The 25,337-nt window shown below is 74.2% G+C and carries 20 protein-coding genes and 1 pseudogene; 12 read left to right on the forward strand and 9 right to left on the reverse strand.

What is annotated here, in order from left to right:
- Nucleotides 1-104 precede the first annotated feature (104 nt).
- Nucleotides 105-2,219 carry a HelD family protein gene (locus ACFXHB_RS04410; RefSeq protein ID WP_380571980.1) on the forward strand — a complete coding sequence of 705 codons (2,115 nt, stop codon included), beginning with the start codon at nt 105-107 and terminating at the stop codon, nt 2,217-2,219.
- 221 nt (nt 2,220-2,440) lie between these two features.
- Here the strand turns inward: ACFXHB_RS04410 and ACFXHB_RS04415 are convergent, their stop codons facing one another.
- Both ACFXHB_RS04415 and ACFXHB_RS04420 read right to left on the reverse strand, forming a co-directional pair.
- Nucleotides 2,441-3,664 (reverse strand): saccharopine dehydrogenase family protein, encoded by a 1,224-nt coding sequence (locus tag ACFXHB_RS04415; protein WP_380571981.1) that lies wholly within the window; start codon nt 3,662-3,664, stop codon nt 2,441-2,443.
- Between the two features lie 145 nt (nt 3,665-3,809).
- Nucleotides 3,810-4,307 (reverse strand): annotated as a pseudogene (locus tag ACFXHB_RS04420) (carboxymuconolactone decarboxylase family protein).
- Nucleotides 4,308-4,577: 270 nt separating this feature from the next.
- Between ACFXHB_RS04420 and ACFXHB_RS04425 the strand changes: the two are divergent.
- A complete protein-coding gene (locus ACFXHB_RS04425) occupies nt 4,578-6,008 on the forward strand; it encodes an FAD-dependent oxidoreductase (RefSeq protein ID WP_380571982.1) in 1,431 nt (476 codons plus the stop codon).
- 82 nt (nt 6,009-6,090) lie between these two features.
- Here ACFXHB_RS04425 and ACFXHB_RS04430 read toward each other — a convergent pair whose 3' ends face one another.
- On the reverse strand, nt 6,091-6,762 hold the full coding sequence (locus tag ACFXHB_RS04430) for an RDD family protein (RefSeq protein WP_380571983.1): 672 nt from the start codon (nt 6,760-6,762) through the stop codon (nt 6,091-6,093).
- 446 nt (nt 6,763-7,208) lie between these two features.
- Here ACFXHB_RS04430 and ACFXHB_RS04435 point away from each other — a divergent pair, with 446 nt between their 5' ends.
- Entirely contained in the window at nt 7,209-7,508 is a 300-nt protein-coding gene (locus ACFXHB_RS04435) for a DUF4193 domain-containing protein (RefSeq protein WP_380571985.1), read from the forward strand.
- Nucleotides 7,509-7,618: 110 nt separating this feature from the next.
- Here ACFXHB_RS04435 and ACFXHB_RS04440 read toward each other — a convergent pair whose 3' ends face one another.
- Nucleotides 7,619-8,017, reverse strand: coding sequence for a DUF4440 domain-containing protein (locus ACFXHB_RS04440; protein ID WP_380571986.1), 399 nt, complete (start codon nt 8,015-8,017; stop codon nt 7,619-7,621).
- A gap of 110 nt (nt 8,018-8,127) precedes the next feature.
- On the reverse strand, nt 8,128-8,415 hold the full coding sequence (locus tag ACFXHB_RS04445; protein ID WP_380571987.1) for a cytochrome P450: 288 nt from the start codon (nt 8,413-8,415) through the stop codon (nt 8,128-8,130).
- A gap of 9 nt (nt 8,416-8,424) precedes the next feature.
- Here ACFXHB_RS04445 and ACFXHB_RS04450 point away from each other — a divergent pair, with 9 nt between their 5' ends.
- From ACFXHB_RS04450 to ACFXHB_RS04460, 3 genes are all read left to right on the forward strand, one after another.
- Nucleotides 8,425-8,943: a MarR family winged helix-turn-helix transcriptional regulator gene (locus tag ACFXHB_RS04450; protein WP_380571988.1), complete on the forward strand. Its 519-nt coding sequence runs from the start codon at nt 8,425-8,427 to the stop codon at nt 8,941-8,943.
- 187 nt (nt 8,944-9,130) lie between these two features.
- Nucleotides 9,131-9,670: a hypothetical protein gene (locus ACFXHB_RS04455; RefSeq protein WP_380571989.1), complete on the forward strand. Its 540-nt coding sequence runs from the start codon at nt 9,131-9,133 to the stop codon at nt 9,668-9,670.
- 113 nt (nt 9,671-9,783) lie between these two features.
- On the forward strand, nt 9,784-10,638 hold the full coding sequence (locus ACFXHB_RS04460) for an NmrA family NAD(P)-binding protein (protein WP_380571990.1): 855 nt from the start codon (nt 9,784-9,786) through the stop codon (nt 10,636-10,638).
- An 80-nt stretch (nt 10,639-10,718) separates the two neighbouring features.
- On the opposite strand, the gene ACFXHB_RS04465 is transcribed toward ACFXHB_RS04460, so the two are convergent.
- The 4 genes from ACFXHB_RS04465 to ACFXHB_RS04480 form a co-directional block, all read right to left on the reverse strand.
- Nucleotides 10,719-11,813 carry a DUF4190 domain-containing protein gene (locus ACFXHB_RS04465; protein ID WP_380571991.1) on the reverse strand — a complete coding sequence of 365 codons (1,095 nt, stop codon included), beginning with the start codon at nt 11,811-11,813 and terminating at the stop codon, nt 10,719-10,721.
- A 407-nt stretch (nt 11,814-12,220) separates the two neighbouring features.
- On the reverse strand, nt 12,221-14,578 hold the full coding sequence (locus ACFXHB_RS04470) for an arylsulfatase (RefSeq protein WP_380571992.1): 2,358 nt from the start codon (nt 14,576-14,578) through the stop codon (nt 12,221-12,223).
- A 146-nt stretch (nt 14,579-14,724) separates the two neighbouring features.
- On the reverse strand, nt 14,725-15,672 hold the full coding sequence (locus tag ACFXHB_RS04475) for a formylglycine-generating enzyme family protein (RefSeq protein ID WP_380571993.1): 948 nt from the start codon (nt 15,670-15,672) through the stop codon (nt 14,725-14,727).
- A gap of 222 nt (nt 15,673-15,894) precedes the next feature.
- Nucleotides 15,895-17,400, reverse strand: a complete 1,506-nt coding sequence (locus tag ACFXHB_RS04480) for a TolB family protein (RefSeq protein ID WP_380571994.1) — start codon at nt 17,398-17,400, stop codon at nt 15,895-15,897.
- 207 nt (nt 17,401-17,607) lie between these two features.
- Between ACFXHB_RS04480 and ACFXHB_RS04485 the strand changes: the two genes are divergently transcribed.
- From ACFXHB_RS04485 to ACFXHB_RS04510, 6 genes are all read left to right on the forward strand, one after another.
- Complete coding sequence (locus tag ACFXHB_RS04485) at nt 17,608-18,399, forward strand: peptidoglycan-binding protein (RefSeq protein WP_380571995.1); 792 nt, start codon at nt 17,608-17,610, stop codon at nt 18,397-18,399.
- A 73-nt stretch (nt 18,400-18,472) separates the two neighbouring features.
- Nucleotides 18,473-21,430 carry a tetratricopeptide repeat protein gene (locus ACFXHB_RS04490; RefSeq protein ID WP_380571996.1) on the forward strand — a complete coding sequence of 986 codons (2,958 nt, stop codon included), beginning with the start codon at nt 18,473-18,475 and terminating at the stop codon, nt 21,428-21,430.
- Nucleotides 21,431-21,903: 473 nt separating this feature from the next.
- Nucleotides 21,904-24,636, forward strand: coding sequence for a class IV lanthionine synthetase LanL (lanL, locus tag ACFXHB_RS04495; protein ID WP_380571997.1), 2,733 nt, complete (start codon nt 21,904-21,906; stop codon nt 24,634-24,636).
- 5 nt (nt 24,637-24,641) lie between these two features.
- Nucleotides 24,642-24,761 carry an ALQxL family class IV lanthipeptide gene (locus ACFXHB_RS04500; RefSeq protein ID WP_380571998.1) on the forward strand — a complete coding sequence of 40 codons (120 nt, stop codon included), beginning with the start codon at nt 24,642-24,644 and terminating at the stop codon, nt 24,759-24,761.
- 53 nt (nt 24,762-24,814) lie between these two features.
- Entirely contained in the window at nt 24,815-24,934 is a 120-nt protein-coding gene (locus ACFXHB_RS04505; protein ID WP_380571999.1) for an ALQxL family class IV lanthipeptide, read from the forward strand.
- Nucleotides 24,935-24,968: 34 nt separating this feature from the next.
- Entirely contained in the window at nt 24,969-25,088 is a 120-nt protein-coding gene (locus ACFXHB_RS04510; protein ID WP_380572047.1) for an ALQxL family class IV lanthipeptide, read from the forward strand.
- Nucleotides 25,089-25,337 lie beyond the last annotated feature (249 nt).

Below are 25,337 nucleotides of genomic sequence, written 5' to 3' on the forward strand. Positions count from 1 at the left end.
CGGAGGACACGATCCACCGGGTTCGGTCAATATTTACTTTTCCGGAATTCGTCTGCATAGTGACGCCTCGCCACAGTGGTGGAGTTGAGCGGAGGGGGCCTTTCTTGTCTCGGATCGACGATGCTGCCGCGCGCGAGGTGGAGCGTGAGCGTGTACAGGTCTCCGTGATAGCCGAGCTGTTCGACGAGCGGCTGACCGCGGCACGGGAGCAGCTGGCGCGTGTGCTGGCCTCCCCTCCCGACGGCGCGGGCCGGGCCTACGAGCGTGAGGTGGCGGCGGGGCGGCTGGCCGGGGAGGTGCGTCGACTGGAGGGCGCCGAGGAGGGGTTGGTGTTCGGCCGGATCGACCTGGTGGACGGGACGGCGCTGCGGATCGGGCGGCTGGGGCTGCACCGGGAGGCGGACGAGCTGCCGGTGTTGATGGACTGGCGGGCCGCGGCGGCGCGGCCCTTCTACGAGGCGACGCCGGTCCATCCGATGGGACTTCGGCGCCGCCGCCATCTGCGCCTGGCGGGCCGCACGGTGGTGGGGGTGAGCGACGAGCTGCTCGACGACTCCGCGCCCACCGGGCAGGACGTGCTCGGTGACGGCCCGTTGACGGCGGCGCTGCGGGCGAGGCGCACCGGCCGGATGGGTACGGCGGTCGCCACACTGCAGGTCGAGCAGGACGCGATCGTCCGTTCGCCGCACCGCGGGGTGACGGTGGTGCAGGGCGGTCCGGGCACCGGGAAGACGGTGGTGGCGCTGCACCGTGCCGCGTACGTGCTGTACGCGTTCCCGAGGGCGGCCGAGCAGGGCGTGCTCGTCGTGGGGCCGAACACCCGGTTCCTCGACTACATCGGCCAGGTCCTGCCCTCGCTCGGGGAGAACGACGTCGTCCTGGCGACGTGCGAGGAACTGGCCGGTGTCGCACCGGTCGCCGCGGAGTCCTTCGCGGTGGCGCGGCTGAAGGGGGGCGCCGCGCCGGCCCGGGCCCTGGCCGCCGTCGTGCGCTCGCGGCAGGCCCCCGGCGGTGACTTCGCCGTCCGGGTCGGGCAGGAGTGGATCCGGCTGCCGGAGGAGGACGTCGCGCTGGCGCGGGAGTCGGCACGGGCCGGCGCCCTCGCGCACAACCGGGCCCGTGGGCTGTTCAAGGAGCTGCTGGTCGACGCCCTGGTCCGGGAGTTCGCCCGCGGTGGCGCCGAGGCGCTCGAAGCCATCGACGCCCAGGTCGCCCAACTGACCGGCCTCGATCTCGACCGGGTCGCGGCGGCGGACCTTCGTCGCCTCGGTCTGGACGACGCGCCCGACACAGCTGCCGACGAGTTCGACGCCGACGCCCTGCGCGCCGACCTCCTGGACGATGCCTCGGTCGACCGGGCCGTCGAGGAGCTGTGGCCGCTGCTCACGCCCGGCGACGTGGTCCGCGCCCTGCTGGCGGACGGCGACGCGCCGGACGGGTACCCGCGGGAGTTCACCGACGACCAGCGGGCCCTGCTGCGGCGGACGCCCGACGCGCCCTGGACGGACGCCGATGTGCCGCTGCTCGACGAGGCGGCGAGCCTGGTCGACGGTCCGCCCGGGCAGACCTTCGGACACGTCGTCGTCGACGAGGCGCAGGAACTCACCGCGATGCACTGGCGGATGGTCGTGCGCCGGTGCCCGGGCCGGTCGATGACGCTGGTCGGGGACTTCGCCCAGGCGGGCCCGGCGACGGCGGCCCGGGACTGGAAGGAGGCACTCGGGCCGGACCTTGGACGGCGCTTCGACCTGCGCACCCTGACCGTCAGTTACCGGACCACGCAGGAGATCCTCGCCGTCACCGGGGAGTTGCTCGCCCGGATCGCGCCGGACCGGCCACCGGTGCGGTCGATCCGGCGCGGCGAGGTGCCGCGTACCCTCACCGCCGCCCCCGATGCGCTCCTCGACACCCTCCTGAGCGAGCTGCGCGAGCAAGCCGCCGCCCACCCGGGCGAGTTGACCGGGGTGATCTGCGCCGATGACCGGACGGCACGGCTCGCGGCCGCCGGGGTCGACCGGCACGCCCGGCTGGTGCCGGCCTCACAGGCGCGCGGCCTGGAGTTCGACGCCGCCGTCGTGGTCGACCCGGACGGGATCACCGCCGCCCGCCCCGGGGGTGAGCGGGACCTGTACGTGGCGCTCACCCGGGCCACCAAGCGGCTGTGCACGATCACCGTCCCGCCCGCCGCGGAGACGGGGCCCGACCCGGCCGGTCGCTGAGCGTGCGGGCCGGGGAGGCCGCTCACCCGGCGCCCGCTCACCCGGCGCCCGCTCACCCCGGCAGCCGCGGCGTCGGGCCCGGGCTCGGCGCCCCCTGGCCGGCGCCGCCGCGTACCGGTCGGTGGCGGGCGGGCCGGGGAGCGCGAGGACGGTCGTTCTTGGCGCCAGACCGGCTCGTCGGCGTGTCCCCCGGGCCGCGCCCGCGGCGCCGGACGCGCCCCCTACCCCCGGCTCGGAGCGGCGGCCGGCGGGGCGTCCAGCACGGTGAAGCTCAGACCGGCGGCGGTCAGGCGGTCGATCAGCGCGGTGCCCATCGCCACCGCCGGGGTCACCTGGCCGGCGCTGGCGGGGAGTTCGTCGAAGGCGAGGCTGAGCGCCGACTCCGCGAGCATCTTGGCGGTCTCGGTGTAGCCGGGGTCACCACCGGACACCTCGGTGAACAGCCGGCGCCCGGCCCCGGACTCGCCGACGAAACGGACGGTGAACCAGGAGTCGGCGCGCTGCTCGGCCGTGGGCCCCGCGCCGGGCTTGCGCAGGCGGGTCAACGTCCGCCGCAGTGCGGGCAGTTGCGCGGCGAGCGCCAGCAGGGCGAGACCGGCGCCCCCGGCCAGCAGCACCGGCAGCCGCCGGACTGCCGCGTAGTGGCCGTAGCGGAAGGCCCGGCCGTAGTCGGGCCGGGCCGCGGCCGAGCGGGCGACCACCAGCGGGTCGATGGTGGGCAGCGGCACCGCCCAGGCGCGGGCCTCGGCCGACCGCCGGACCGGGCCGGCCGTCACACTGATCCTGCGGTCGGCCGGCCCGGGGTCGGCGGCGCGGCGCGCCCGGGCGGCCCGGGCGGCCGCCCCGCGACGGGACATCACGGTCAGCGCCGAGGCGAAGGTGCCGCCGGAGAACGTCCCGCCGGCCCGGACGAAGCCGCGCACGGAGACCGTCGCACCGTCCGGCAGGGCACCGCGCTCACGCATCCGCTCCAGGGTGAACAGCACCCCCAGGTCGTGCGGTACGGAGTCGAAGCCGCAGGAGTGCACCAGCCGGGCGCCGGTCTCGACGGCCCGGCGGTGGTGCAGCAGGTACATCCGGTCGACGAACTCGGGCTCGCCGGTCAGGTCGAGGTAGTCGGTCCCGGCGTCCGCGCAGGCGGCCACCAGGGGCTCGCCGTGCTGGAGATAGGGGCCGACGGTGGAGACCACCACCCTGGCCGCGGCGGCCACCTCCCGCAGCGAGACGGGGTCGGCGGCGTCGGCGGCCAGCAGCGGCAGGCCGGCGCAGCCGGGGTCCAGGCTCGCGAGACGCGTGCGCAGCGCCTCCAGCTTGGCCCGGTCGCGGCCGGCCAGTGCCCACCGGCAGCCGGCCGGCGCGTGCCGGGCCAGGTACTCGGCGGTCAGCGCGCCGGTGAAGCCGGTGGCACCGAACAGGACCAGGTCGTACGGACGTTCGGCATCCATGAGGACTCCCTACCCGCTGGTAACGACGGAGCGCCTCACGCTAGGGACCGGGCGCCCACGGCGTCAACACAGCGGTCCGCCGGACGGCGCGCGGCGCGCGGCGGACCGGGCGGGAACGCCCGCCGGGGCGGGGCCCGAGTCGGTCCTACCTCCAGGGGTCGCTGAACGACCGGCCCGGCACCGGCTTGGCCACCAGCGCCACCAGCGCCACCGCGACGAAGAAGTTCACCTGTCCGATCGCGAACATCAGGGTGGCGAGCGCCCTGGGTCGTAGTGCTCGGACACCCGGGCGTAGCGGGCGTCGGAGACCCGCTCCCCCTGGGCGGACGACTGGAGCACCGCCTCCACCAGGGCCGGGGCGGCCCGCTCCGCGCCCGTGAAGTACGGCGAGTCCGGCCAGGACGCCACCGAGGCGATCCGCTCGCCGGCCTTGGCCAGAAGGCCCGTGTGCAGCACGGTCAGGTAGGTGCTGCCGACCGGCCCGCAGCCGGACCAGGCCGATGGTGCCGCGCGGCACCGAGCCGTTGCCGGTGGCCCTGAACAGCGCCGCCGACACCTCCGCCGGCTCCGGGACGAGCTGCCCCGGGTCCTCGGACATCCGCGGCACCATCGGGACCTCCGCCGTGATCGATCGTGTGTCCATCGCCGTCTCCCCGGGGGCTCGGGGGCTCGGGGGAACTCCGTCGTTCCTCTCACTGCTCCGACGGACGGCGGCCGGAGTGTGTGACAGGGATCGGAGAACTCGTTTCCGGGGCCCCTGCTCGGGCGGACGGCTCCGGCGCGGCGCGGGGCGCGCGGGAAGCACGGTGGGAGCGCGCGGAAGCAGTGGGCCGCCCTCCCTCTGGTCAGCCGCCCCGGTGCCCCGGCACCCTGGGTGCGGAGACGGGCGGTCGGCCGTCGGAGGAGGGGATCGATGGGAACGCGTACGCACCGGTCGGAGGACCGCTGGGACCGGGCCGTGGTCATCGGGGGCGGATTCAGCGGTCTGGTGACGGCCCGCGTGCTGACCGGCTGCTTCCGCGAGGTCGTCGTCCTGGAACGGGACGAGGTGGACGAGCACACCGGCGTCCACCCGCACGCCCCGCAGGGCAACCACGCCCACGCCATGCTGGCCAAGGGCGCGGAGGTCCTGGAGACGCTCTTCCCCGGACTGCGCGCCGAGCTGCTCGACCTCGGCGCGCCGGTCTACGACTACGGGGAGCGGATGAGCTTCCTCCAGCCGGCCGGCTACGCCCCGCGGCACCGGACGGGCGTGCTGATCCAGTCGTTCACCCGGGACGAGCTGGAGCGCCGCCTGCGGCGCCGGGTGCTGGCACTGCCCGAGGTGCGGCTGGTGGCCTCGGCACGGTGCGAGGGCCTGGTGAGCGAGCGCCCCGGGGCCGTGACCGGGGTGCTGTACCGCACGGCCGGGTCCGCCGAACCGACCCGTCTGGAGGCGGACCTGGTGGTCGACGCCTCGGGGCGGGCCGGCGGCCTGGACGGCCGGCTGGAAGCGCTGGGCGTGACCGTGCCCGAGCGGCGCGTGGTGAAGGCGAGGATCACCTACACCTCGATGAACTTCGCCAGGCCGGAGCAGGACCGTCCGGACTTCGACGCCGCCTACCAGATGACCTTCGCGCCGGACGTCCCGCGCGGCGGCGTCATCCTCGCGGTCGAACGGAACCGCTGGACGTGCTCGCTGTTCGGCTTCGACGAGCAGGTGCCGCCGACCGACGACCAGGGCTACCTCGACTTCGCGCGCAGCCTGGCGAACCCCCGGCTGGCCGACCTGATCGAGCACCGCACCCACCCGGAGCCGACCCACCGGTACGTCAACGCCAACAACCAGTGGAGCCAGTACCACCGGGTCAGGGACTGGCCCGAGCGACTGCTCGCCGTCGGCGACTCGGTCTGCGTGTTCAATCCGGTGTACGGGCAGGGGCTCACCGTGGCGGCGCTGGAAGCCCGCCTGCTGCACCGCGTACTGTCCACGCGCCGGAGCGCGGGCGGCGGGCTGGACGGCCTGAGCCGCGGCTACCAGCGCCGGCTCGCGCGTCTGCTGCTCGTCCCCTGGACCCTGTCGAGCAATTCCGACCTGATGTGGAACCCGCGCGAACGGCCGGTCCCGGCCAGGATCGCCCACTGGTACAACACCCAGGTCTTCGCGGTGTCGGTGCACGACCCGCGGGTGTGGTCGCGGTTCGCCAGGGTGGCCAACATGGTCGCGCCGCCCAGCGTGCTCTTCGCGCCCTCGGTCCTGGCGAAGGTCCTCCGCAGGGGCCTGCGGCGCCGCACCCCGCCGCCCGCCCGGGCCGGGGACCCGGTGCCGGGGAGCACGGAACCGGTCGCCCCCGGCACGCGCTGAGCGGTGCGGCGGAGCCCGGCCCGACCGGAGGTGGTCGGGGCGCCCGGGCTCCGCCGCTCCCACCGGGGCGACCGGCCGGCGCTCAGGCCTCCTTGACCACCACGGTCTTGGCCGCCTTGTCATGGAAGCACTGCTGCAGCGGCTTGTCCCAGAGCAGCGACAACACGTTGACCAGGGCGAACAGCGAACCGATGCAGTAGAGCGCCTGGGGCAGCCCGTAGACCGCGCTGCGGACCCAGAGGTCGTTGTCGGAGGGACGCCCGCCGTTCAGCGCCGAGACAACCCGCAGCTTCATCGCCTTCTTGCCGACCGACTGCTGGCCCTGGGTGAGCATCATCACCGCCTCGTAGCCGAAGACGACCACGGCGCCGACGACGGCGCTCAGGATCGAGCCGACCGCCGCCGTGACGATGAACTGGATCACGAGCAGCGGGATCAGCAGTACCCCGAAGTCGATCAGACGGGCCAGGAACCGGTCGGCGGGCGTGGCCAGGGCGGGGCTGCCCGGTGGCGGCGGGTAACCCGGTCCGCCCTGCGGGTAACCGGGCGGCGGGTAACCGGGTCCGGTCTGTGGGTAACCGGGCGGCGGGTAACCGGGGGTACCCTGGGGGTGGCCGGCCTGCGGGTAGCCGGTTGCGGGCTGCGGGTCGTACGGACCCTGCGGGACTCCGTAGCCCGACTGGGCCGGCGGAGGCTGCTTGTCATAGGGGTTCTGATCCGAGGGATAGCCGTAGCCGGGGGGTGGGTTCGTCATGGTCCTGCCTCGTGTCGTGGCGGCTCGTCCCTCGGGTCTAGTGGTTCCGGCGATCTTTTAGGAAGTCCTTGAGGCCAACCGTTATATGAACAGCGAGGACGCGCCGCCCGGTCACGCACCGAGGCGGCCGGTACGGGTTGGCGTCCCGCGGCACGCGCCCGGTCCCGTGCGGGCCGGCCCGCCGCGGCAGAAGCGGCCCGCACCCGGCGTCGGGAGCGTGGCCGGCGGGATCGGGGCGGACTTCATGGCATGATCAACAGCCGCGTCGGACGCGGGTGGCCCCCGGCCACCACCGTCCCGCACCTCGACCGCCCGAACCATCCTCGTCTTCCCCACCCCACCCCCGCCGGGCCGCCACCCGGGAGCCGGGGAACACTGCCCGCCCCGGCCGGCACGGCCGCATCGCACACGACGTAAACTTCAACCACGACAACAAGGGACCAGCTGTGGCAACCGACTACGACGCCCCCCGCAAGACCGACGACGACGGGTCGCACGACAGCATCGAGGAGCTGAAGACCCGCCGCACCGACACCTCGTCCGCCGCCATCGACGCCGTCGACCAGCTCGAATCGGCTGACGGCGTGGAGCTGCCCGGCGCCGACCTCTCGGGCGAGGAACTCACCGTCACCGTGCAGCCCATGCTGTCCGACGAGTTCACCTGTGTGAACTGCTTCCTGGTCCACCACCGCAGCCGGCTCTCGCGGATGAAGAACGGCCAGCCCATCTGCCTCGACTGCGACTGACCGACCGCAGACCACTCCCGCCGGTGGCGGGGAGGAAACGCGCCTCCCCCGCCGGTGGCGACCCGCCCGGCGCCGGCCGACCGCCCGGCCCGCCGCCCCTCGGAGCGGGGTCAGGGCCGGTCGAACCAGGAGAAGGCCGCGATCCGCCAGCCCTCCGGGGTGCGGACGAACTGGATGGTCTTCGTCCCACCGCCCTCGTACGGCTCGCCGTCCAGGACCCCAGACTTGCGGTACTCGCCGAAGCGCGACGCGATGTCGCCGGCGATCTCGGTGCGCTCGGAGGTCTCCCACTCGGAGAACTCGACCAGCCGGCCCTCGGTCAGCAGCCGCCGGCGGGGCTCGATGAACTCCTCCACGGTGTAGACGGTGAACGTCGGGCCGGTCAGAACGATCACACCGCCCGGGAGCATCAGGCGACGGATCCGGTCGACGTCGGCGGCCCTGCCGCCCCGGTTGTCGAAGCAGCCGAAGAACTCGGTGGTCACCAGATCGATCTCAGACTTGGACATGGCGCGACGGTAGCACCGGCGGGTGACAGGCCCGGCCGGTGCCGCCGGGCGCGAGGTGGCAGGCGGCGGGTAGCGGGCGGGTACCGGCCGCCCTTCACGGCCACCGATCGTCACACGGGGGCGGGGACCGGGACGATCCAGAGCTCGGCCGGGCCGTTGACGACGGCGGAGCGCAGCCGCGCGGGCGGCGGACCGTCCCGGTCACGCAGGACGGCGTGCGGGTAGGAGCCGAAGAATCCGTCCAGGGCCGCTTCGGCCTCCAGACGCGCCAGCGGGGCGCCCAGGCAGAAGTGCGGGCCGTGACCGAAGGCGAGGTGGTCCTTGACGGGGCGCGTCGGGTCGGGGGTGGGGCAGTCAGGTGCCGAGGTGCCTTGACGGCCAGAGTAATTAGCTGCCATATTACTTTCATGACGCGAGACGGGGCCGGCGACGAGACACCCACCCTGGAGCAGGCCAGACAGCAGGTCGAACACTACGGCCTGGAGGCCGACCCCCAGGCGGTGCTGGTCGCGGTACGACTGATCTCGGCGGGCGCGCGGGTCGGCCGGGCGGCCGAGGCGCACTTCGCCAGGTTCGGCCTGTCGACGGGGCGCTACCGCCTGCTGGCCGACCTGGAGGCCCACGGCGGGGAGAAGTCCCCGTCGCGCCTCGCGGCGGACCTGGACGTCTCCAGGGCCACCATCACCGGCCTGCTCGACGGACTGGAACGCGAGGGCCTGATCGCCCGACGCCCGTCCGTCGAGGACGGACGGGGCACGGTGGCCGCCCTGACCGCCCGCGGCGCGCAGCGGCTGCGCGACATGGCACCCGAGCACTTCGGGCGACTGGAGGCGATGGTGGGCGGCCTCAGCGTCGAGGAACGCGCGGTGTTCCTGGACCTGCTGGCCCGCGTGGTGCGCGGCAGCGCGGCCCTGGCCGCCGACTGACCCACCCCGCGACCACCCCGGCCCACCCCCGCCAACCGACCCGACTCCCGGCCGACCGGGCCCGCCCGCAGGGCAGGGCCCCTTTTCACGGCCCAATAGTTAGCCACCTAATTAATTGATCGGGGCAGGCCCGTCGCCGACCCCGAAGCGACCCTTCACTTTCCGCACACTGACGAAGGAGGCCCGCATGTCCGCACGGAAGGACCCCGCGGTGAAGGAACCCACGGTGCAGAACCCCGGGGTGCAGAACCCCGCGGTGAAGGAGCCGGCGGTGAACGGCAGAGGCGGCCGGAGCCGGGCGGCGGCGCGGCCGTTCGTGCTGTGGCGCGAGGTACTGACCGCCTACGCCGCCCCCGCGCTGACCGCCGGCGCCGCCGGACTCGCCACCGGGCAGCGGGAGCTGACGGTGGCGGCGTGCACCTCCATCGCCGGCACCTCCGCCGTGGTGGCGCTCCTGGTCGGCGCGTGGCTGCGGCGCGGCGGACGGCCCCGACGGTGGACCCTCGCCGTGCCGCGCGTCGTCCTGACCGTCCTCCTCGTCGTCGTGACCGCCGGTACGGCGGCCCTGCTGGGGTGGTTCGCCGCCCAGTGGCTGCCCGCCCACACAGCGGTCCCCGGCAGCCCCTGGCTGGACCGCCTGCGGATCGACCTGCCGGTCTCCGCGGTCCTCGCCACCACCATCGTCAGCCTGCGCTGGCGCAGCACCACCGGCACGTCCCGGCCGTAGCCCACCCCGGCACCGGCCTCCGCACCACCGGCCCCGGACACGACCGGGCCCGTTCCGGCGGCGCCCGCCGCCGGTAACCCACCACGAAGTGAGGACAACCGATGATCGTCGTCATGGGAGCCACCGGAGCGACCGGCAACGCCGTGCTCCACAGCCTCCTCGCGCTCGGCGAGCCCGTGCGCGCGCTGACCCGTACCCCGCAGCGGCCGCTGCCCGGTCTCACCGACGCGCCCGGTTCACGGGTCGAGGTCCAGTACGCCGACGCCGCCGACCCCGAGTCACTGCGCACGGCGTTCAAGGGCGCGGACGCGCTCTTCCTCGCCATGGCCAACGGCCCCGCGCAGGTCGCGCTCGAAACCCGCGTCATCGACGTCGCCGCGCACAGCGGCATCGGGCACATCGTCAAGATCTCGGCACCGGCGGCCGAACCCGACTCCCCCGTCGCCGTCTCCCGCGGGCACCACGCCGTCGAGGAACACCTGCGCGCCTCGGGGGTCACCCCCACCGTCCTGCGCCCCTACGCGTTCATGCAGAACCTCCTGCGGCTGGCCCCCGCCGCCGCCCAGGGCGTCATCCTCGGCGCGATGGGCGACGCGCCCTGCAACTACGTCGACTGCCGCGACATCGGCGACGTCGCCGCCGCCGCGCTGACCGGGCACGGCATCGCCGGCGGCACGTACAGCCTCACCGGTCCGGAAGCCGTCTCCCACCCCGAACTCGCCTCCCGGCTGGCGGCCCTGACCGGCAGGGAGATCCGCTACGTCGACCTCACCCCCGACGAGCTGCGCGAGCACCTCGTCCACCGGGCCCGGATGCCCGACTGGCTCGCCGAACACGTGACGGAGATCCAGCGACTCGCGATCGCCCGGCCCGAGACCCCCAACGACACCGTCGCCACCGTCCTCGGCCGCCCGCCCCGCACCCTGGACGCCTTCCTGCACGAGCACGGCGGCCACTTCCGGCCGTAGCACCGGGGCCCGTGGGGCCGCGACCCTCGGACGGATCACCGCCGCCCGGCCCGTCTCGGCGGGTCGGGCTGCGGTGATCGTCACACGGTCAGGCCGGGCCCGGCCGAGCCGGACCAGGTGACGTTCTTGCGCTGCCCCGCGGAGCCGTAGACGAAGTCGACGGTGAACGGGTCGGCCGCGTCCTCCGGCAGGGCGTACGCGGTGAGCCCGGTGGCCTCCTGCCCGGGGGCGAGGGAGCCGCCGAGGAGCTTCATCCGGCCGCTTCCGTCGATCAGGATGTAGACGAGGTTGCCCTTGGCGTCCCTGACCAGGGGCATCCCCGACCCGTCGAGCGAGACCGCCGCGGACCCGGTGTTGACGACGGTGATCCTGATCTGGACGATCTTGGCGTTCTTGGGGGCCGAGGTCACGTTCCCGCGCGGGGCGTACGGCTCGGGCGCGGCCATCGTGACCTTCAGCCCGTCCTGGTAGGTGTAGGACTGGCCGAACGTCAGGCGCCGGGCCCGCTGGTCCGCGACCTCCTTCTCCCGCTCGGCCTCCAGTCTCTTCCGCTCTGCCTCGATCCGCTCCCGCTCCTTCGCGGCCCGCTCCTCGGCGGCCGCGATCGCGGCATCCGAGCGGGCGCGCGCGGCGTCGCGCTCCGCCCGCCGCTCATCGGCGACCGCCTGCACCCGCGACGCGACGAAGACTCCCGCGCCGACCGACACCAGCAGGCCGGTGATGCCCAGGATCACGCCCGCGAGCGCCATCCCCCGGTTGGTCGCCCGGCCCTTACGCACGTTTCCGAGCCCGATGACGCCGAAGATCACCGCGAGCAGCGCCGGCAGCCAGGACAGCCAGAACAGGATGATGACCAGGCCGAGGACGGTCCCGACGATGCCGAGCACCATGGCCGCAGTGCCCAGGCCGTTGCGCGGCGGCGGCGCCGGCATCGCGTACGGCGGCCAGTACGGCGCGCCCGGAGCCCCGCCGGGGGCGAGCGCGGGGGCCGGGACGGCGGGGGCGGGGACGGGGACGGCGCCGGGGGTCTCGCCCGGTCCGGGAGTCTCGCTCCGGTCCTCGCTCCGGTGCTCCGTCCGGCCCTCACCCTGACCCGGGCTCGGCGGAGCCCACGGGTCGAGGCCGGCCGGCCCCTCCGCGGACCGCGGGCTGTCGGGCAGGACAGGATTGGTCATACGAGATCCTTCGAGCACGGTGGAATGACGGGCTGATACCCAGCCCGACGCCGAAGTCTGTCCTGATCCCCCGGTGAGAGCGACTCATATTCCGCGCGGCGGTACCGGCCCGGACCGGACCCGCGTGTCAGCACCCCGGGACAGGACACCGACAGGGTCGGCGGTTGATCAACATACAGGTGCCCGGCGACAGCACGGACACCGGTCCGACGTGGACGAACCCGGGGCCGACGCGGGCGGACCCGGTGCGCGGCGGCCCGGGTTCGTCCACGGCTCGGTCCGCCCGTGTGCGGGAGGGTCGCCGGTCCCGTCGTGCCCGGCGACCCTCCCGATCCCCCACCTGACCCCCGCCCCCCGACCCACCGACCCCCCGACCCGCCGCCCCGGCCGGCCGCCGGTGCGCCGGGTTACTCCCGGGCGAGCATGGCCTGGGCCTCGGCCTCCAGGTCCACGTAGGGGTCGCCGCTGACGTCGACGGCGACACGGTGGAGGGTGGCGCCGGTGAACGCCCAGGGCGCGCTGCCGGGGTACCGGTCGGTGACGGCTTCGCCGCTGTCCCGGCCGACCACGAGGCCCTCCCCCGCGAGCGTGAAACGGCCTGGCTGGGTCTTGATCCGGCCCTCACCGACCTTGTGGTCACCGTGGTAGAGGCTGAGAATGCCGGTGGCGACGCCGGGCGAGGCCTCGCCGTCCTTCTCGAAGCTCGCGGCGAGGATGAGCTGTTCGCCGGTCGGGAGCTCCTCGGTGGCGGTGATCAGCTGGTGTTCGACGCCGAGGAAGTTGTAGACGTAGTGCAGGCGGTCGTCCCGGACGAACAGGGCGTGTCCGCCGAAGCGGCCGCCGTGCGCGAACAGCACGCCGGAGGCTCCCGGGCCGGGGATGTCCACGAGGGCTCCGACGGCGTAGGAGCGGTTGCGGATGTTGACCGCGACCGCCTCGGGGACCTCGGAGCCTCCCGGCCGGTAGGTGTAGCGGCTGCGCGGCGGGGTGAGCTGCGGGCGCGGGGTGGACAGGATCTCCAGCGCGGAACGGTCGTCCAGCGGCAGCGCCTGGTTGACGCCCGCCTCGTAGAACCAGAGGCCGATCATCCCGGTGAGGCGCTCCGGCTCCCGCCGGGCGAGGTCGTGGAGTTCGGAGCGGTCCTCGTCGGTGTGGTACAGCTCCCAGGTGTCCTGGGCGTAGTTGCCCCACCCGCTGATCGCGGGGTGGGTGGTGACGGCCTTCCAGCCCTGGTGCCAGATCCCGCGGGTGCCGAGCATCGAGTAGAACTGCGTCGTGCGGGCGGACGGCACGGCGGGCGCGTCGAAGGAGTAGCGCATGCTGACGCCCTGCAGCGGGACCTGGACGTGCCCCCGGACGGTCTCGGGCATCGCCAGGCCGATGCAGTCCAGGACGGTGGGCACGATGTCGACGGCGTGGTGGTACTGGGTGCGGACCTCACCCCGGGAGGCGATGCCGGCCGGCCAGGAGATGATGCACGGGTCGCAGGTGCCGCCGTTGAAGGAGTACCGCTTCCACATCTTGAACGGCGTGTTGAATGCCATCGCCCAGCCGTTGGGGTAGTGGCCGTACGTCTCGGTGCCGCCGATATTGTCGATCATGGCCAGGTTGTCGTCGATGTCGTCGGCGACGTTGTTGAAGAACTTGTTCTCGTTGACCGAACCGTTCGGACCGCCCTCGCCGGACGCCCCGTTGTCGGAGACCACGACGAAGACCGTGTTGTGGAGCTGGCCGATGTCCTCCAGATAGGCCATCAGCCGGCCGACCTGGTCGTCGCAGTGCGAGAGGAACCCGGCGTACGCCTCGGCCATCCGCGCGAACAGCCGCCGCTCGTCGGTGCTCAGCTCCGCCCAGGGGCGGGTGAAGTCCAGCGCGGGGAACGGCTCCCCGCCCGGCCCGCGGCGGGTCTCCGGGGTGCCGATCGGGTTGAGCGGCGGCAGTTCGGTGCCCGGCGGGACGAGCCCCAACTCCTTCTGACGGGCCAGGATCTCCTCCCGCATCGCCTCGTACCCCGCGTCGAAGCGACCGCGGTACCGGTCGATCCACTCCTTCGGGGCCTGGTGCGGGGCGTGGGCGCAGCCCGGCGCGTAGTAGAGGAAGACCGGCCGCTCGGGGGCGATGGCCTTGACGTCGTCGAAGTACTGGATCGCCTTGTCGGTGATGTCGGTGCCGAAGTGGTAGCCCTGCTCGGGGGTGGCGGGCTGTTCGACGGGGTGGTTGTCGTGGACGAGGTCCGGGTACCACTGGCTGGTCTCGGCACCGAGGAAGCCGTAGAAGCGCTCGAAGCCCCGGCCGAGCGGCCAACTGCGGCGGGTGGAGGCGAGGTTCATCTCGTCCTCCGGACACAGATGCCACTTGCCGGTGATGGCGGTGCTGTAGCCGCGCTCGACGAGGACCTCGGCGAGCGTCGCGCACTCGGGCGGGATGTGACTGTTGGCGTTCGGGAAGCCGATGGCCGCCTCGCTGATGCAGGCCATGCCGTTGGTGGTGTGGTTGCGGCCGGTCAGCAGCGCCGAGCGGGTCGGGGAGCAGAGCGCGGTGGTGTGCCACTGGGAGTAGCGCAGGCCCTCCGCGGCGAGCCGGTCGATGTGGGGCGTCTCGATCGGGCCGCCGTAGCAGCTCATCGCGGCGAACCCGACATCGTCCAGCACCACGTACACCACGTTCGGCGCCCCCTCGGGGGCCTTCGGCTGCTCGTACGCCGACCAGTCCGGGACCGAGTCCCGGACGTCGAGCTGCACCACACCGCGAAATGTCGAAGCCACGCGTCCCGCCTTCCATCGGTGCGCCCGCGCCGCCGTCCGGCGCGGACTCCTCCCCGCCATGCTCGACCGGCGTCCGGTGGCGGCCCTCGCGGCGCGCAGGAGGCAGGAGCGTGAACGTCCGGCGGCGGCGACCGGCTGAGTGCCGGTCAGCGCAGCACGCAGCGGAACCCGAGGTGGCAGGTCGCGGTGTCCTCGCTCTGCCCCTGTCGGGCGGCGGGGCGGTAGCGCAGGCAGTAGTTCGGCGCGCACAGGTGGGAGCCGCCCTTGATCACCCGCTGCGGGAACCGCTCCGGCACCGGCCCGGCGGGCGCCTCGACCCGGGGGTTGCGCGGCGCGCAGCAGGCCTTGGGCGCCGGGTCGCGGTGGCGGGTGGTGTAGTGGTCGGCGGTCCACTCCCAGACGTTGCCGGCCATGTCGTACAGGCCGTAGCCGTTGGGCGGGTAGCCGCCGACCGGGGAGGTGCCGGGGGCGGCGCCGGTCCGGCCGGCCGGTTCGTACTCCCAGGGGAAACGGCCGTGCCAGGTGTTCGCCATCCGGCGGCCCTTCGGCATGAAGTCGTCACCCCAGGGGAAGACGGCCGACGGCAGGCCGCCGCGCGCCGCGAACTCCCACTGCGCCTCGGTCGGCAGCTCCTTGCCCGCCCAGGCGGCGTAGGCGAGCGCGTCCTCGTGGGCGACCTGGGTCACCGGGTGGCGTTCCCGCCCGTGCAAGGTGCTGTCCGGACCCTCCGGGTGGCGCCAGGACGCGCCGGGGACGTACGTCCACCAGCGGCGCCAGTCGTCCAGGTTCACGGGGCCGGACGTCCTCCGGAAGACCAGCGCGCCGGGCACCAGGTCTGCCGGGTCGGCGCCGGGGTAGTCCGCCGGGTCCAGCCGGCGCTCGGCCACGGTCAGGTGGCCGGTCGCCTTCACGAAGCGGCGGAACGCGGCCACCGTGACCGGGTGCTCGTCCATCCAGAAGCCGTCCACCACGACCGGGTGCGCCGGCCGTTCCTCGGGATAGAAGTCGTTCGAGCCCATCAGGGCGGCACCGCCCGGGATCCACGTCATTCCCCGGACCGGCGCCGGGAGCGGGCGCTGCGCTGTCGTCGTCACGGCACCGACGGTGCCCCACCCGCCCCGGGGTGCCGCGCCGACACGCCGCGCGGCCGGGTGGCGCCCGGCCCGTCCGCGGGTGCGTCACCCGGTGCGCGGGTCGCCCGGGTGGTGGGGGCGCGTCGCTTCGCCCCCACCGCCCGAACGGCGGGTCCGGTCTCCGACGGGTCCAATCCCACGCGGTCCGTTCCCACGGGGGTCCGGTGTCAGACGGGTCCGGTGTCAGTCGTCGTCGCCGTGCCGGCCGGTGGGGCGGGCGAAGACCTGGTAGCCGGTGCTCTCCGGGCCGCCGGCGCCGGCGACCAGGTTGCCGCTGGTGGAGCCGAACACCACGGTGTCGCCGTCGGCGTCCACGACCGGGTCGATCGAGGACCCGTTGCCGAGCGAGCCGTCGGGCGCGGTGGAGACCCGCTCGGTGCGGCCGGTCCGCAGGTCGTGGCGGTAGACGTCCCAACCCGCGTGCTGCGGGCCCGCCACCAGGTTGTCGGCGGCGGAGGCGAAGTAGGCCCAGCGGTTGTCGGCGGTGATCCGGCCGTGGTTGGAGGAGCCGACCGACTCGGTGCCGGGCAGGCCCCCGCTGATCTTCGTCACGGTGCCCTTCCGGAGGTCCCGGACGTACAGCACGGTGTGGTACCGGTGGCCGTTGGTCGAGCCGCCGGGCTCGGGCAGCGCGTAGATCGCGCGCCGCCCGTCGGGGCTGATCGTCGCGTCGAAGGTCGGGTAGCCGAGCTTGCCGTCGGCGTCCAGGCTGACGGCGGAGATCCGGCCGGACTGCACGTCGACGGTGTAGTAGGTGCCGGTCGTCGGCCGGGACAGGCTCGGCCGGGCGTCACCGGGCTCGGCCGCGACGGTGTTCGGGGCCGGCTCCACGTCGGCGGCGGCGCCCTGGGCGGCCGCGGCGGCGAGGGCGGGGGTCTGCTCGGCGGGCACCAGGTTGCCGGCCAGCGAGGTGAAGCCCACGGTGCGGCCGTCGGCGCTGATCGTCGGGTTGAGGGACATGCTGTCGCCCGGCTTGCCGTCCACGCCGAGGCTCACCAGACGGGTCTTCCCGGTCCAGCGGTCGGTGACGTAGATGTTGTAGTCCCAGGTGTAGGGCCTGGCCAGCGAGGAGCCGGCGGCCGGGAGGTCCGGGACGAGGTCGGTCCGGCTGGAGACGAAGGCGACGTAGCGGCCGTTGGCGCTGATCGAGGGCGCGTACGAGGAGTGGAACCGGTCGGTGTCGCCGTTGGTGGCCGAGCCGCTGATCAGCTCGGTGCGGCCGGTCCTGCGGTCGCGGACGTACACCTCGGAGCGGCCCTGGACCGGCAGGCCGGGCACCACGTTCTCGGCCTCGCTCTCGAAGGCGACGTAGCGGCCGTCGGCGTTGATCGAGACGTAGTCGGTGAAACCGTCCAGCGCCTGGCCGTCGTCGGAGAGGTTGACCCGCTCGGTACGGCCGGTCCGCAGGTCGCGGACGTAGGCGTCGCGACCGCTCTTCGCGGGCTGGGACACCAGGTTCTTGGCCCACGAGGTGAACAGGGCGAAGCGGCCGTCCGCGCTGACCGCCTGGCTCCATGACTGGTCGTCCGGCACGGCGCCGTTCAGCCCGACGCTGACCTGGACGGTGCCGCGCGACAACGGCCGGGCCTGGGCGGGCGCGGCGGTCGCGGCGAGCACGGCGGCCGCCGCGAGGATGCTTCCGCCGCCGGCCAGCCACCGGTTACGGGTGGTTCGGGTCCTGCGTGCCATGAGATTCGTCCTTCCCCTGGTGATCGCCCGGCCGGGCTCCCTCCCGACGGCGGGCCTCAGGAGAGCCAATCCGCAGGGAGGCGCGGCGGTCAACGGCCACGGGTGATCTCGGCGGAAGATACGCCAACGGGCGTATCCCGCGCGGGGGTCGGGGGTGGTACCGGAACAATCGGCGGCGTACTCGGCGGGACCGGGCGGAGCGAGGCGATGTCGTCCGGGTGCGGACCACCGGGCGGCCGCGGGCCGGCCCTCGGGGCCACCGCCACGCTCGCCGGGAAGGAGGAGATCACCAGCCTGCGGATCAGTGATCAGACGATCAACGACCTGGTCGCGGGCGAACCGGCGAGCTTCGAGAGCACCCTCCGGGACCGGCCTCCGTTCGCCGATCTGGCGAACTGGCCGGCCGACGGCCGGCTCGGCCTCTTCAGCATGGTGTGGGCCTCGGGCCCGCTCTTCCGGTTCCCGAACTTCCAGGCCGCCGCCGCCTCGCAGGGCTGGCTGACCATGGCGCGCGAATGCAGGATGACGGAACTCGGGAACCCGGGCGTCATCCCGCGGAACGTCCGGAACGGGCTGCTGTTCACCCTCGCCGGGTGGAACGCCGCGCCGCCCCCCGGCGACCTCACCCAACTGGTCTTCGACGCGTCGCAGAAGCTCGACGCCAACCTGCGGTCGGGCAACCTCCCCGTCCCGCTGAACCTGGCGATCGGGGTGCAGACCGCCCTGGAGGACCTGGGCTTCGACCCCAACGGTCTCGACGGTGTGTTCGGGAACGGCACGCGCGCGGCACTGACCTCGTTCCAGGCCACCAACGGTCTCGGGCAGACACCCGCCGCGCAGGGCTTCGACGATGTCCCCCAGGAGACCCTGGACACCCTCGCGAGCCGACTCGACGACAAGGGGTTCGTCCACTTCCCGCAGCACGCGTCGGCACAGGGCCGGACGCCTCCCGGGCGGGCGGTCGCCGGTGGGCCGGGCCGGGCTCCGCCGATGCGGTGAAGTCGCCTCCGAGGAACACCGGTTGGGCCTACAGTGGCGCCGGTACGGCGGCGCGGGCACAGGGGGGTACCTGGTGGACGACGGGTCAGTGAAGAACACCATCACCGGCGGGTTCTTCGTGGGAACGGTGATCCAGAGCCAGCACGTGGAGCTGTGGCTGCCGCCGACGGTGACCCCCGTGACCGACGGTCTGCCGCCGGCCGGCGCCACGTTCGTCGGGCGCGACAGGACGGCGCGGGAACTTCACGAACGCCTCGCGCCCGGGCCCGCGGGCGCCGCGGCGGGCGGGGCCATCACCGTCCTGACCGGTCTCGGCGGGATCGGCAAGACCGAACTCGCGCTGCAGGCCGCCCATCGGGCCTTGGCCGAGCCCGGCTGGTTCCCCGGCGGGGTCCTCCACCTGAACCTCTCGGTCCACGACGGCGAGCACCGCCAGTCACCGGAACAGGCGCTGGACACGCTGCTACGCCACCTGGCCGTCCCGATCGAGCACATCCCGGAGACCCTGGAGAGCCGCAGCGCGCTGCTGCGCACCGTGCTCAACGGCTATGCCGAGCACGGCCGGCGCGTCCTGCTCGTCCTGGACAACGCCTCGGGAGCCGACCAGGTCCGCCCGCTGCTGCCCTCCAACGGCGCCACCCCGGTGTTGATCACCTCCCGGGAAACCCTCACCTTCCACCTCGGCGAGCGCCTGTACGACCTGGACGTCCTCGACCGGGACGCCGGGGTCGAGTTCATCCGCCGTGTCCTCGACACGGCCCGGCCGGGCGACGGGCGGGTGGCCGCGGAACCCGCCGAGGCCGTCCGGCTCGCCGAGTTGTGCGCCGGACTGCCCCTGGCCCTGTGGATCGCCACCGCGCTGCTCACCGAGGACCCGGCCCGCCCGCTGGCCAACCTGCGGGCGGCGCTGGAGGACTCCCAGCGGCGGCTGGACCGGCTGAGCCGGCGCGGCGACAAGGCGGTACGGGCCGCCTTCGAACTCTCCTACCGGGCGCTGACCCCGCAGCAGGCGCGGCTGTTCCTGTTCCTGTCCCTCAACCCCGGCCCCGAGCTGTCCACCGAGGCCGCCGCCCGGCTGCTCGACGAGGACCTGTACGACGTCCAGGACCTCCTCGGCGACCTGGCCCGCGCGCACCTCATCGGGCACGGGGCCGCCTACGAACGCTGGCGCCAGCACGACCTGGTGCGGCTGTTCGCGCAGGAGAAGGGCAACGCGCGGGTCGAGCAGGACCGGCCCCTCGACGCCGCCGGGCGGCTCTTCGAGTACTACCACCGCGCCGCCGAGGCGGCGGTCACCGTCCTGTCGCCCGGCGACGAGGACTCCGACGGGGACTCCGGCCGGTTCGCCGACCGCGCCGCCGCCCTGGAGTGGCTGGAGACCGAACGGGCCAACCTGGTCGGGACGGTGAAGGTCGCGCACACCCTGCGCCGGCCCACCATCAGCGTCCACCTCGCCTTCGTCCTGACCCGGTACCTCAAGCTCCGGCGTCACCTGGACGACTGGATCGAGGTCAGCACGACCGCCGTGGCGCTGTGCCGGCTGAGCGGCTCGGACGAGGCCACGGCCAACGCCCTGAACAACCACGGCGCGGCGCTGGCCGAGGCACGGCGCTTCCAGGAGGCGCTCGGCGCGCACCAGGCCGCCGCCGACCTCTACGCCGAAGCGGGCGACCGGCGGGGCATGGCCGAGGCGGCCGGCAACATCGCCGGGGTCTGCCACCGGAGCGGCCGTTCGGACCTGGCCGTCCGGCTCTACGCGGAGGTCGCCGACCTGTACCGCCGGCTCGGCGACCACCACGGGCTCAGCGCCACCCTCACCAACCGCGCCACCGTCCTGTCGTCGCTCCGGGAGTTCGACGAGGCCCTCGACGACCTCGCCGAGGCCGCCGGGGCCACCGAGGCCGGAGGGCCGGACGGCGGTCGCGACGAGGACGCCCATTCGCTCGTCTCACGCGGCCGGGCCCTGGCCGGCAAGCGCGAATTCGACGAGGCCGTCGCCCTGTTCACCCGCGCGGCCGAGATAAGGCGGCGGGACGGGGACCAGCACGGCGAGGCGGGCGCCCTCACCGATCTCGGGAGCGCGCTGTTCGAGGCCTGGCGGATCGACGAGGCCACCGAGGCCAACGCCAGGGCCGCGGAACTCGCGCACACGCTCGGCGACCGCCACCACGAGGCCATCACCCGCAACAGCCTCGGTCTCTGCCTCCAGCGGGTCGGCCGGCTGGCCGAGGCGGTCGCGGCCCACACCGCGGCCATCGACTCCTTCCTCGCCACGGAGGACCGGCAGGGAACCGGTCTGGCCCGGATCAACCTCGGCATGGCCCTGGCCGCCTCGGACCGCCCCCACGAGGCGGCCGAGGAGCACCGGCGGGCCGCCGGGGTCCTGCGGGCGTGCGCCGACCCGCACGGCGAGGGCATCGCGCAGAACCACCTGGGCTGTGCCCTGCGCAGAACGGGCGAATTCGAGCAGGCGCTCGCGGCGCACGACCGGGCCGTCGAGCTCTTCCGGCAGAGCCGGGACCGGAAGTCCGAGGGCGACGTGCTCAACAACGTCGGTGTGTGCCGACGCGCGATGGGGCAGCACGAACAGGCCCTCGCCTCGCACGCCGCCGCCACCGCCGTCTACCGGGAGGTCGCCGACCGGCACGGGGAGGCCGAGGCCGCGGAGAAGAGCGCGGCGACGCTGCTGGACCTGGACCGGTTCGACGAGGCGGCCCGGTTCGGCGCCCGGGCGGCCGAGATCTTCGAGGAGACCGGGGACCGCTACGGCACCGCCGTCGCCCACGTCAACCTCGGCGTCGCCCTGATCGGGCTGGACCGGTACGACGAGGCCGTCGAGGCCTCGGGCAAGGCCGTCCTCCTCTTCCGCGAGCTGGACTGCGGGCCGCAGGAGGACGGCGCGATGCAGAACCTGCTCTACGCGAGCAGTCGGCGGCGGTCGGCCACCCCGGCGCCGCCGACCGGCGGGAGCGGCGCACCGAAGTCCCTGCTCGGCCGGTGGCGCACGCGCGGGAACCGGCGCGGTCAGTAGCCGCACGGGCCGCCCGGTCCGCCACCGCGGCGTGGTCGTCCGGGGTGCCCGTACCGCGGCTCGCCACCGGCCGGGCCCGTCGACAGACCGCGGTGGCGCGAGTCATCGACCCGGGTGGAGCGGGCCACGCCGGTCGGCAGAGCCCCGACCCGGGTGATCCGGTCGGCGGCGGCGGCGTACCCGACCGGCGCGTCGAAGAAGGACCCCCGGAAGCGGAGTCCGCAGTGCGGGCGGCCGGCCGGACCGCGTCCTGCGGCGCTCTCGCACGGCCGACCGGCACGCCTCGTCGGCAGCACCGACCTCTGACAGTCCCTCCGCATGCTAGCGCCGTCGGCCGCACGGCCATATGGGGGTTCGCGGCTCGAAAGATACGCGCAGATCACCCATGAACCGCAGGTCCGGCGGCGCCAGGATCGGCGATGCGGTCGGACGCCGGCCAGCTCCGGCAGTCTCCACGGAACGAAGGACGGACGATGGCAGACGAGTACACGGCGGGTCAGGACTCGGCGGATCCGTACGCCACGTTCTTCCCCGACCTGATCGAGGCGGTGCTGCGCAGGCAGGACGCGCGGGGCTGGTCCGTCAGCCCGCAGGGCTTCTGGTGCCACGTCCGCCCGGGCGACGCCGGCGCCGGCCGCCGACAGGGCTGGAAGCTGCACGTGTCGGCGACCCCGCTCTCCGCGCCGATGGTGCTGACCCGGGCCGCCGAGGTGCTCGTCGCCGCCCGGGCCCCGTTCAAGTGCGCCGGCACCCCCGGACACCTGACGGAACTCGTCTCCGCCCGCTACGACCGGGGCAGCGGCGGGAAGTTCATCACCGTCTACCCGAACGACGACGACCAGTTCCGGCAGCTTGCCGAGGAGCTGCACCGAGCCACCGCGCAGCTGCCGGGGCCGGGCATCCTCTCCGACCGCCAGTACCGGCCGGGCAGCCTGGTGTACTACCGCTACGGTGCCTTCCGGGGCTTCCCCCGGCTCACCAACGACGGCTCGCCCGAGCCGATGCTGCAGGCGCCCGACGGGACCTTCGTCCGGGACCGGCGGCAGGCCGGGTTCAGCCCGCCCGCCTGGGCCGTCTCGCCTCTGCCGCCGCCCGAGGAACCGCCGGCCGCCCCCGGCACGAGCGTCCTGCTGAACGACCGCTACGTCGTCCGCAAGGCCATCCGGCACGCCTACCGGGGCGGGGTGTTCCTCGGCAGCGACCGGCGGACCGGGCAGGAGGTCGTCATCAAGGAGGCCCGCCGGCACGTCGGGGCCACCCTCACGGGCACCGACGCGGGCGACCGGCTCGGCCACGAGGCCGACATGCACGCGCTGCTCGCTCCCACCGGCCTCTGTCCGAAGGTCCTGAGCGTCTTCCACCAGGGCGGCAACCGGTACCTCGCACAGGAACGCATCGCCGGACAGACCCTGCGTTCCTGGGTCACCGAGCGGCTGCGCCCCGACCGGGCGTCGGTGCTGGAGCTGGCCGCGCAGTTGGTGACCGTGGTCGAGGCCGTCCACGAACTCGGTCTGGTCCTGCGGGACCTCAGCCCCAACAACCTGATGGTCACACCGGACGGCGAGCTGCGCCTGATCGACCTGGAGGCGCTCGCCCGCCCCGGCGAACCCGTCCTCGGTATCCGCACCCCTGGCTTCTGCGCCCCCGAGGTGGTCGAGGGAACCACGGGCGGTCTGGCCCCCGCCCCGGAGTCCGACCTCTACAGCCTCGGCGCCGTGCTGTTCCACCTGCTCACCGGGACCGAGCCCGAACTGGCCCCCGACCTCGGGGCGACGCGCGGCCGGCACGACCGCCACGCCGCCCTGCTCGCCGCCGCTCTCGCCGACCGCCCCGAGCTCCTCGCCTTCCAGCCGCTGGTGCTGGGGCTGATGGCACCGGACGGGAGCGACCGGTGGAGTCTGGACACCGTCCGCGAGACCCTCGCCGGGCTGCTCGCCGCCCCGCTCGACGCGCCCCCCACCGCCGGGGCGCCGGTCACCGGGACGCCCCCGGCCACCGGGGCCGTCCTGGACCGCGCGACCACGGAGCGGCTGCTGTCCGACGGGCTGACCCACCTGATGGACACCATGACCCCGGGCGACCCCGTCCGGCTCTGGCCCGCCGATCCCTCCGCCGAGCGGACCGACCCGCTCAACGTGCAGCACGGCGCGGCCGGCGTCCTGTCCGTCCTCACCGCGGCCGCCGCGCACCGCACGGACCCCCGGCTGCGGGCCTCGGTCGCCGAGGCCGCCCGGTGGATCGCCGACCGGGCCGAGATCGGCGGACAGCAGCTGCCCGGGCTCCACTTCGGACGCTCCGGCACCGCCTGGGCCCTGCTCGACGCCGCCCGGCTGCTCGACGACGACGGCCTCGCCACGCACGCGGCCCGGCTGGCCCGCGAGGTACCGCTGCGCCGGCCCAACCCCGACGTGTGCCACGGCACGGCGGGCGCCGGTCTCACCCAGCTCCACTTCTGGCGGACCACCGGTGACGAGGAGTTCCGGGAACGCGCGGTGGCCGCCGCCGAACACCTGCTGACCACCGCCGCGAAGGGCCGCTCCGGCGTGGTGTGGCCCGTCCCGGCCGACTTCGACTCCGAGCTCGCCGGCATCACCCATCTCGGCTTCGCGCACGGCGCCGCCGGCGTCGGCACCTTCCTGCTGCTCGCCGGTCTCGCCACGGAGCGGGAGGACTTCGTCCACGCCGCCCGGGCGGCCGCCGAGACCCTGCTCGCCACCGCGCGGGTCCGGGACGGCGGCGCGGGCTGGCCCGTCGAGGACCGCTCCGCCGACGCCCCCGTCCACGCGCCCCACTGGTGCAGCGGTGCCTCCGGCATCGGCACCTTCCTGATCCGCCTCTGGCAGGCCACCGGGGATCCGCGCTACCGCGCGACCGCCGAACAGGCCGCGACCGAGGTGTACCGCTGGCGGTGGGTGGGTTCCGCCGCCGCCTGCCACGGCCTGGCCGGCAACGCCGAGTACCTGCTCGACCTCGCCGAGGCCCTCGACGACCCCCACTACCGGCGCCGCGCCGAGGAACTCCTCGCCTGCGCCCACGCGCGGCACGTCCTCCACGACGGGCTGCTCCTGATCCCCGACGACACCCTGACCAGGGTCGGCGTCGGCTACAACACCGGACTCGGCGGACCGCTCGGCCTGCTGGTCCGGCTCCACCACGGCGGGCCCCGCCTGTGGCTGCCCGCCCCCGACCGGACCGGAAGGAGGTGACCACCATGACCGACGACGTCAACGCCCTGCAGCTGCTGGACAGCGAGGAGCAGACCACCACCGACTACGTCTGCCACCCGTTCTCCATCTTCACCTGCGGCAACTGGAGCTTCGGCGACATCTGACGGGCCCCGCCCCGGCCGACCGCCCCCGACCGGACCGGAAGGAGGTGACCACCATGACCGACGACGTCAACGCCCTGCAGCTGCTGGACAGCGAGGAGCAGACCACGACCGACTACGTCTGCTACCCGTTCTCCGTCCTCACCTGCGGCAACTGGAGCTACATCAACGTCTAGCAGTCCCCCCACCCCAGGAAAGCGAGTGAGTGCCATGACCAACGACGTCAACGCCCTGCAGCTGCTCGACAGCGAGGAGCAGACCTCCACGGACTACATTTGTTTCCCGTTCTCGATCTTCACCTGCGGCAACTGGAGCATCGACGACATGTGAGTCCGACCGGGGAGGACGTGCGAACGCCTTCCGACGTGACCGCCCCGCGGCCGCGGAGGGCGAGGACCACGGGCCGGCCCGCCGACGCCCGTGTCCCCACCCTCCGGAAGCGCCCGGGCCGGACCCGCGCGAACGCGTGACCACGGAGTACCCACCCCGGCGCGGGGGGGCGGGCAACCCCGGCACCCCCCCCCCCCCCCCCCCCGCCCGCCGCACGGGCGCCCCCCCCCCGGCAGGGGGCCCGCGCGC

It is taken from the genome of Kitasatospora sp. NPDC059327 (assembly GCF_042752535.1).
In the GTDB taxonomy this organism is placed as follows: domain Bacteria; phylum Actinomycetota; class Actinomycetes; order Streptomycetales; family Streptomycetaceae; genus Kitasatospora.